Source organism: Croceibacterium segetis, assembly GCF_011320115.1.
GTDB lineage: Bacteria > Pseudomonadota > Alphaproteobacteria > Sphingomonadales > Sphingomonadaceae > Croceibacterium_B > Croceibacterium_B segetis.
In genome coordinates this window covers 1-1,023 of sequence record NZ_JAANOZ010000033.1, presented here as the reverse complement: position 1 = coordinate 1,023, position 1,023 = coordinate 1, and the positions used below count along the sequence as shown (strand labels likewise).

The window sequence follows — 1,023 nt, the reverse complement described above, 5'->3', positions numbered from 1 at the left end:
CATGGACATGCCCGCGCAGGCAGCGCTTTCCGCGGCCCATCCGTCGCGCTGGTCCGATCCGGCGTCGTGGCCCGACGGTAAAGTGCCGGGCGAAGGCGACGCGGTCACGATTGGGCGGGACAGGGCGATCGTTCTCGACGTCAACCCGCCGGCGCTGCGCAGTCTGACGATCAACGGCAAGCTGAGCTTCGCCAACGACCGCGATCTCGAGCTGAAGACCGAGTGGATCTATCTGTCGGGCGGCGAGCTGGACATCGGCAGCGAGGCCAAGCCGTACACGCGCCAGGCGACGATCACCCTGACCGACACCGTTCCGGGCGAAGACATCAACACCATGGGCGACCGCGGCATCATGATGCTCAACGGCACCCTCGAGCTGCACGGCGACCGCACCAACACCTGGACCAAGCTGGCGAGCACGGCGAAGGCCGGCAGCTCGCGGATCGAGGTCCTGAACGCCAGTGGCTGGCGAAAGGGCGACGTGATCGTCCTCGCCTCGACCGATTTCGATCCCCACCAGGCGGAAGAGCGGACCATCGCCGCCGTCAGCGGCAACGCCCTCACGCTGGATAAGCCGCTCGCATACATGCACTACGGGCAAGTGACTTACGGCGTCGACGAGCGCGGCGAGGTCGGCCTCTTGACGCGCAACATCCGCATCCAGGCTTCGGAGGATGCGGCAAAGACCTACTTCGGCGGCCATATCATGGCCATGGCCGGCTCACAGGTGCACATCGCCGGAGTCGAGCTCAACCGCATGGGCCAGAACATGCACCTCGCCCGCTACCCGATGCACTGGCACATCGTCGGCGACGCCAAGGGCCAGTATTTCGAGAACTCGTCGATCCACGACACCTACAGCCGCTGCCTGACGGTTCACGGCACCAACGACCTGCGTATTCAGAACAACGTCACCTACAACAACGTCGGCCACTGCTTCTTCCTCGAGGATGCGGTCGAGCACGGCAACCAGATCGTCCACAATCTGGCGATCCTCACCAAGTGCCATCCCGACGGCAAGCC

General features: G+C 64.7%; 1 protein-coding gene. It reads left to right on the top strand.

Annotated elements, in window-relative coordinates; genetic code table 11:
- On the top strand, nt 1–1,023 hold a 1,023-nt coding region (locus tag G7B69_RS16610; protein ID WP_207786061.1), incomplete at both ends, for a G8 domain-containing protein.